At 52.5% G+C, this 7,157-nt stretch carries 5 protein-coding genes; 2 read left to right on the top strand and 3 right to left on the bottom strand.

The features are described 5' to 3' along the window. Positions 1-322 precede the first annotated feature (322 nt). On the bottom strand, positions 323-1,582 hold the full coding sequence (locus AC2FJC_RS23380) for a replication initiation protein (protein WP_496742068.1): 1,260 nt from the start codon (positions 1,580-1,582) through the stop codon (positions 323-325). Between the two features lie 579 nt (positions 1,583-2,161). Here AC2FJC_RS23380 and AC2FJC_RS23375 point away from each other — a divergent pair. Further along, positions 2,162-3,547: an AAA family ATPase gene (locus tag AC2FJC_RS23375; RefSeq protein WP_496727466.1), complete on the top strand. Its 1,386-nt coding sequence runs from the start codon at positions 2,162-2,164 to the stop codon at positions 3,545-3,547. Continuing rightward, entirely contained in the window at positions 3,540-4,607 is a 1,068-nt protein-coding gene (locus tag AC2FJC_RS23370; protein ID WP_496742066.1) for a ParB/RepB/Spo0J family partition protein, read from the top strand. The genes AC2FJC_RS23375 and AC2FJC_RS23370 overlap by 8 nt, the downstream gene beginning before the upstream one ends. Before the next feature lie 537 nt (positions 4,608-5,144). Here the strand turns inward: AC2FJC_RS23370 and AC2FJC_RS23365 are convergent. Further along, entirely contained in the window at positions 5,145-5,438 is a 294-nt protein-coding gene (locus AC2FJC_RS23365; RefSeq protein WP_496742064.1) for a hypothetical protein, read from the bottom strand. Next, a complete protein-coding gene (locus tag AC2FJC_RS23360; protein WP_496742070.1) occupies positions 5,435-7,054 on the bottom strand; it encodes a peptidoglycan DD-metalloendopeptidase family protein in 1,620 nt (539 codons plus the stop codon). The genes AC2FJC_RS23365 and AC2FJC_RS23360 overlap by 4 nt, the downstream gene beginning before the upstream one ends. Positions 7,055-7,157 lie beyond the last annotated feature (103 nt).

Genomic DNA, 7,157 nt, shown 5'->3' with positions numbered 1-7,157 from the left:
AATATTTTTTGAGCAGAATATTTTCCCGATAGGCGACATGTGAGCACGCGAATGAGGATCAACACAGGGAAAAATTGGCCTCTAGTCGCTCAGTTTCGGCCATCAATTCGGCTTCAAGCTGAATGTAAACAGAACAATTTCCTAGTTTTTAACAGCTCCGAGAAAGTTTGCGACACAACCACAAACGCTCATACCACTCAAAAGGAAAACAACCTCAATGCGCAAAATTTACGCGGAATGCGCACCACGCATTACTTGATGGACTTCGATGTCTGCCTTTAATAAGCGGTAGCCTTGGATACATGCATCTAAAAAAACCCTCTCATGTGAATACGTCTGGTTCGAGCTCCTCCCAGAATTCAAAGATCTTGGTGGCATTCAGCCCTGAACGCCATCCATGAGCTCTGAAATGTTCTCGGTCGAGGTCATTATTAAGGCCCGACAGAAAAAGCCGCTTATCCGCATCGCGCTGCGTTGGGTTTCGCCGCGAAACCAGATCCTCAACAATTGCCAATCGCCGCGCACGTTCGGTTCGCTCTGCAGTCCTTGCTTCGTATTCCTTGTCCTGCTGCTCTTGTTCGGCAGCCCTGCGTTTTGCAGCTTCACCCACTGATGGGTCTGGCACTGCCGTCGTTTTCATTTCTGGAACTTGATAGTTGTCTCGCAAGGCAGCAGACAGAAAACCAAGAGTAGACTTTACACCATCCCTGCCCCTGGCATATTCGAGCTTTTCGCGAACATAGTCTTCGCCATGCTCAGAAATCCATTGTCGCGCCAACCTGTCAGACACACCTTGCTGGCGCAGCGTCTTGTAGATTGTCAGATTGCGAACGCCATCTTCATCGTCAATCTCAAACATCGCTTTCTGCGGGTTGCCCTTTATCAGGAACCGAATATCTGTAACTGTACGTCCCTTTTTTTGGAACTCCGGTTCAATGAGAATATCAGAGCTTTTGTTAACTTCGGCGACGGCGGGCTTGATGATCTTGGCATTAAGGTGTTTGAAGCTGCCATAGTACTCGCTCCCGTCGACACCCATTAGCTTTCTAAAGACGTCCAGCGCCCACCAACCCGTCGACCCTGTCCGGACAAATCGATAGCAGTTTTCATAAAGCGCCAAGCCGTGCCCTGAACTAAAATTTCTTTGAATCTGGACATTTATTAGCGCGTAAATCTTTGGATCATAGAGTTTTTGCGCCAACGCCGGTGAATATGCGTATTCACAGATACCATTCTTCAGTTTGGCAAAACTCAACAAAGATGAGACACCCCATTCTTGGCGCCCCTGTTCGTCCAGCATATCCCATTCGGCGACCGTTTCAGCCAGAGCCCGCAAGCTTGCACGCAGAGTGTCAAAGTCGTTTGAATTATACCCAACCATCATCGCCAATGTTCTGGCATCAATTGTATGGGTCGGTGCAGACGTTAAAGCATCATAGGCATTCAACAATAGTACGTTAGATAACTTGCGTTGCAACAACGACAGCTTGCCACTGATGTGAATCGCGGCGACGTTCTTTTTTACTGTCTCACGGCGTAACGCGCCTGAGAGATTGTCCATGTCAACTTGTGTATCCGGCATGATTCTGCCTGGCTGCTCGTTTCCCTATTGTTTGCACAATAGGTACCTGAGTTGCAATCTTATTTGGGTGCCCAAATACAGGATTGGCTTTATCCCGTGGACGGGTACCTATTGGACGCGGCCCTGAGGTTATCCACAGAAACGCCCAAAATGGGATTCCCTCGAAGCAAAGAACAAGAATAACTCCATGCCTTGAACCTTGTATTAGAGCCTTTTCCGTCCTGAATAGCACCGTCCTGAGAATCGGCCCCCTATTTACCGTAACTTGACACTACAGAACCTGTGTTTGGGTACCTATGATCCCGTATTAGGGTCCCCTACACCCTGTAAACGGATACCCAATATCGATTAACTACTTGATTATAAATATTTTTATCCTCGCAAAGATTCTAAATATTACAAATAGACTAAACGATTTGTTGCGTTCTTTTTCACTATTTCATTGAGTTTCGCTGCGAAACCTGGTGGTCGCCTCAACTTCTGTGGAAAAATCGAAAAGGAAGGATAGCCTCTCACCCAAATGTTCGATACATTCCACCATATACGCTGACAAGGCGAACATTACCTGAGGTATCGACAGTGAATAAAACTAACCAACCTCCCCTGCCCCCTTATCTTAACCTCGATCCAGAAAGCGCAGCGGCGAAGTTGCCGGATCCTATTGGAACTTCGCGATTCGCAAAAGCCGCCGCGTTCTGTGCAAAGGGACGCGAAGATTTAGCCCGGAGAGGCTATGCGCCCGACGGTGAAAAACGGTTACGTCGTTTCTCTATCTGGGAAATCACAAAGTACCTTATTCCTGTAGCGCCCGCTCACCTAAGGCGCGTTCTCAAAGCTAATGCAGAGCTTCCACAAGGAGAAGGAGAAGCGGGGTCAAAGTGGTTTACTCTTGAAGAGGTTCTAATCCTTCGAAAACACTTTGCGGCAGAAGGTGTCAGCACCAAAGAATACTTGCCATATCGCCCGGAGGGCCTGCCTGCGAAAGTTGTATCGGTAGCAAACTTCAAAGGGGGGGTTGGCAAAACTTCAACTGCGGCTCACCTCGCTATGTCTGCGGCATTGGATGGGTACAAAGTTCTTGTAATTGATTTGGATAGCCAGGGATCAATGACGTCAATTCTTGGCGGAACAGTTGCGGACGAATGGCAAACAGTATTTCCGCTGATAGCCAAAGATTACGCAAGGGCTGTTCAAGAAGAAAACCGCGTCAGGCAGGTCGGCGGGCAGGCCGAAATCCCTTTGGATGAGACACTGCAAGAGGCGTTAAATACAACTCCAACCGATGTTATTCAGAAAACCCATTGGCCCAATATTGACCTTATTGGTGCCCAGCTGAATTTGTATTGGGCAGAGTTCCAGATTCCAGTGTGGCGTATGGGATTAAGAAGTTGGCCATTGTGGGATGGCCTCACCAATTTTCTCGAGAATGAGGGTGTTCTCAACGATTATGACGTCGTCTTCATTGATACACCTCCTGCACTTGGGTACCTAACAATCAACGCTTTGGCTGCGGCTGACATCCTTTTGGTACCGCTCGGAGCTTCGTTCCTGGAGTTTGATTCAACCGGCCGGTTCTTTGATATGCTCTATACGACGTTCGCAAGTATTGAAGATGGGGAAAACACCGCCCAACGAGCAGCCGGATTGCCAGAGTTGAAGTTCGAATGGGATGTCGTTCGGGCAATCATTACCCGATTTGATGCCAGCCAACAGACAGATATGGCGAACGTGATCCAGGCGTACTTTGGCGACTTCATGAACGCATACCGACAGGATTTCACTGCGTTGGTCGGGCAGGCGGGTGAACAAGTGAACGGTATTTATGAGGCTGACTACCGGGATTTTAACCGCGAAACCTATGTCCGTGGACGTGAAACTTTTGATCGTACCTACGCGGAATTCAAAGAGGTTCTAATAGGTTGCTGGTGGCGCGATGCCCAATTGGGAGGAGATTCGAATGGCTAAACGTAGAAGGCTTGCTGTTCCAAATACGGCGGAGTTGGAAGAGTTGGAGGTGGGTTTCGCTGCGAAACCTTCGTTGAACCCGTTTGAGGGTTCGTCGTCCACACCACCAATTGCTCAGGTGGCAGCCGAAGCTGCGTCCCTAAGCGGAATGACAACTGTGACGGACCGTGTCGAGTTAGCGAAAGATCAAAGCGACGCCGCACGCTGGCGAGACGCTCAGGATGCCGGGTTGGTGGCTGAAATACTGCCTTTGGAATTGGTCGATGCTGATTATATTCGTCGAGATCGAATGGTCGAAGACGAAGAGGCTATGGCGGAACTTCTGGAGTCTTTGCGGACTAACGGATTGCGCACACCCATTGAAGTCACTCGCGTAGGCGACGGCTTTGGTCTTATCTCGGGGTTCAGGCGCTTAGACGCATTTAGACGTTTGTCCAATACTGATGATCGGTTTGCAACCATTCCAGCCTTCGTGAGGGATGCCGGCTCGGGGCAGGGGGCTTACGTATCCATGGTTGAGGAAAATGAACTCCGACTAAATCTGAGCCCATATGAGCGTGGACGTATCGCAGTACTGGCTGTTGGACAGGGAATATTCGAGTCGACTGAGGCCGCAGTCGACGTACTATTTGCGACCGCCTCCAAAGCCAAGAGATCGAAAGTTCGAAGCTTTGCGATGATCCACGAGGCGCTCGGCGACTTACTGCAGCATCCTGTGGCGATTTCGGAAAAAGCGGGTTTGAAACTCGCGTCGGCGCTGAGAGGGGGTGCCCAGAGCAAACTTCGTCAAGCTCTTGCTGAAGCCGAAGTTATCGATCCAAAAACCGAATGGGATGCTCTGGAAGGTGCAATGAATTCGTCTCCTTCACCTACTGCCGAGAAAGCCCGTGGAGGGCGTCCGCAGCTGGTCAGGCCGTTGACAACGGTCAAGTTAGCTGGAGGAGGGGCAGTACAGGCCGAGCTGTCACCAGATGAAGTTCGCATTCGAGTACGGTTGCGGGGAGTGTCAGAGGAGGTTGCTCAAGAACTGGTAGAACAGATCGCGCGCCAACTAAGTTAGTCTGGTAGTTAAGCCGTCAAAATGGTTCTTTGATGGCATCTATTGGCCTGATCGATACTGCGAAAACTGTGCAATTTTTCAGGCTTTCCCATAGTGCGCGTAATGGGCGAATAAAGAGCATTACGATATTTCCGCCCGATTATCTTGAAGGTTTCGCAAACTTTTGGAACAGCCAGAAGCGACGGTTTACTGGAGGATCTATTGCAGACTTTTGGCTGTTGACGCGCTGGGGTTTCGCGCGTGGATGGCTTTCGGTCCCAATTAGTCGAAAGTCATTCACCCGCAGCATCCCACCTCGTCAACAGCTAAATATTTGCAGCAGAGCCCCCGAACCATCCACGATCTATGGAATGCCGTAGGTCGCGTTTGCGAGCTCTTCACTGACGAAGAATGCTGCAACTTCTCCACAGCTGCAGGATACGGGATAGATAAAACACAAACCGCTCTAATTGGCCGGGCTGCCGCACGTAAACGCAAAAAACGCCTCAACGGCTGGAAGGGTTTACTTTGGAGTGTTTCGAGCCGCGCACAATGCAGCTAAGTGCCGGTATCGATTCGGGCCATGAGACATCGCAGCATAGCGTGCAGGTCTTCTGGCAGGTCGGGCGCGCGGTAGTTGGCGCTGTCTCTATCAACCTGGCCCGACTGCTTTAGGTGCTTGTCCAGCTGAGCGAGCGAGTCGCGTTGCGCCAGTTGACCGCAGATGCGCATTTCCGGCCGGATTTCGGGTTTTGGAGGTGCGGTTCCGCTGTTTTGCGCCGAGGTGCTGGAGGTAAAAAAAGGTGAGAGCGCCGCAAGGCCGGTCAGCAGAATATGCGTCATCTGAGTCATGGTAATATCGCCGTGTTGATGCTGTCGCTGTTGTCGTCCTCAATCAATTCCGCCTCGCCAGCCCGGACCGACGCGGTGTTCTTGACAAACGCAAAGGCCGGGGAACCTGTCGCGCCCGCGGCGGCAACACCCCAGAACCGAATGCTGCGCACCGATCCGGGGGCGATGTCGCCGATATCGAATTCCGCTGCGGATTCGGTTTGCGACAGGGTTTCGATCGAGATCAGCGACCCTGTCGGCGGCAGATTTAGCGGCAACGGAAGAAGCGCTGCTGCGCCATCCGCGTTCAGCAGGTTTAGGGCCATGGTGTCACTGACCCGGACATTGCCAGCAACCGCCGGTCCGGCGTTGGCGACGTCAACCGTGTAGAGGATGAAATGGAGCAAACGGTCGCCGAACGGCCAGGTGAAATCCTCGGCCGATTTGGTGACCGAAAGGTCGACGCCCAAGCCGTGTTCAGAAATCTGCTCGACGTCGATCGAGTGGGCTCCGGTCACGTTGCCTTCAGGCCCCAGCGTCGCCGCGGAGTAAACCGCTGTGACGTCTAGTTGTTCGGTGCTCTGAACAACGACCCAACCTTCGTAATAGGTTTCGCCCTCGGGTGGTGCGCCACCGAGCGCATTCAGTTCCAGATCGGCGCAATCCGTCTTCACCGCCTGATCATAACCGAGCGTGTCCTCGCCAATCTCGTAAATTCGTCCCGGCCGCTGTTCAACCGGCGGAAACGCGAGTGCAAGCTTTTTGAAAACCAGCGCCTCGTTGCCGCCCGGATTGTGAATGTTGACGGTTGTCGCGTAGCGTCCCGGCACCAGACGCCCGTTCTCGGGGTCGGGCTGTGAGCCGCACACCACCTTGGCCGAATACTGCCAGGCGAATGGGCGAATATCGATCTCGAGCTCGTAATCGACCCCCGAGCCGTCCTCCGGGTCCGAAACCGCGACATAGAACCGACCCGGTGGCACGGTGAGCACGATTTCCTCGATCCCGCCCGGACCCCAGCCTGCGCGGTCAGGGTTGAGCATCTGTAGGCCCTCGTTCAGCAGATATACGTCAAGGTCTTCAAAAGCCGGAGCCGCCTCGAGCCGGATGAACACCCTGGCACGTGTTTCGCTCTGGAACCGGTAGATGTCCTCGACCGGATCGCCGCGCACTGCGACGGTGGGGGCCTCGACTACCGATATCGTGCCGGAAACGATGGTCGGTGGCGTCACGGCATGGTGCTCGGCAAGACCGTCATTTGGCTCTGCCTCGCCGACCGCACCCGAGGGTGTCGGCGGATTCAATTCAATGGTTTCGGGTATTGGCAGGATGTCGCCTAGCACCTGTCGGCTGTGGAAAATGACATTTGTTTGCAGCATACCATCCAGTATCACGTTGCTGAACCCGATCGGCAGCCCGTCGTCGTTGTTCAGGCTCGGTCCGTCCATCAGCTGAAAATGCAGATGTGGCCCGCTGCTGTTACCGGAATTGCCGACAATGCCGATCACGTCACCTTGTTCGACGCTGCAGACCTGCCCCATTCCGCAGTATCCGATCATTCCGAAATTCGCAGGAATAGAGCCCGGGATCATGTGGTAGTAGTTCGAGACCGTTCCGTTCGAATGCTGGATCGAGATGAAATTCCCGGGCGCCGGGACACTCGCTAGGTTCTGGATCCATTAATTTTGTTGCTGCTGTCTCTGTTGCATGCTTCAAGCCACTGAGTTTCAGAGGTGTATC

Source organism: Ruegeria sp. CDSB117 (assembly GCF_059611005.1).
The sequence above is the reverse complement of the archived record's forward strand: the minus strand, read 5'-3'. Positions and strand labels throughout refer to the sequence as shown.

Excerpts from the sequence above, each read along its gene's own strand:
- AC2FJC_RS23380 (WP_496742068.1), bottom strand. The coding sequence starts at position 1,582 with ATGCCGGATACACAAGTTGACATGGACAATCTCTCAGGCGCGTTACGC.
- AC2FJC_RS23370 (WP_496742066.1), top strand. The coding sequence starts at position 3,540 with ATGGCTAAACGTAGAAGGCTTGCTGTTCCAAATACGGCGGAGTTGGAA.
- AC2FJC_RS23365 (WP_496742064.1), bottom strand. The coding sequence starts at position 5,438 with ATGACTCAGATGACGCATATTCTGCTGACCGGCCTTGCGGCGCTCTCA.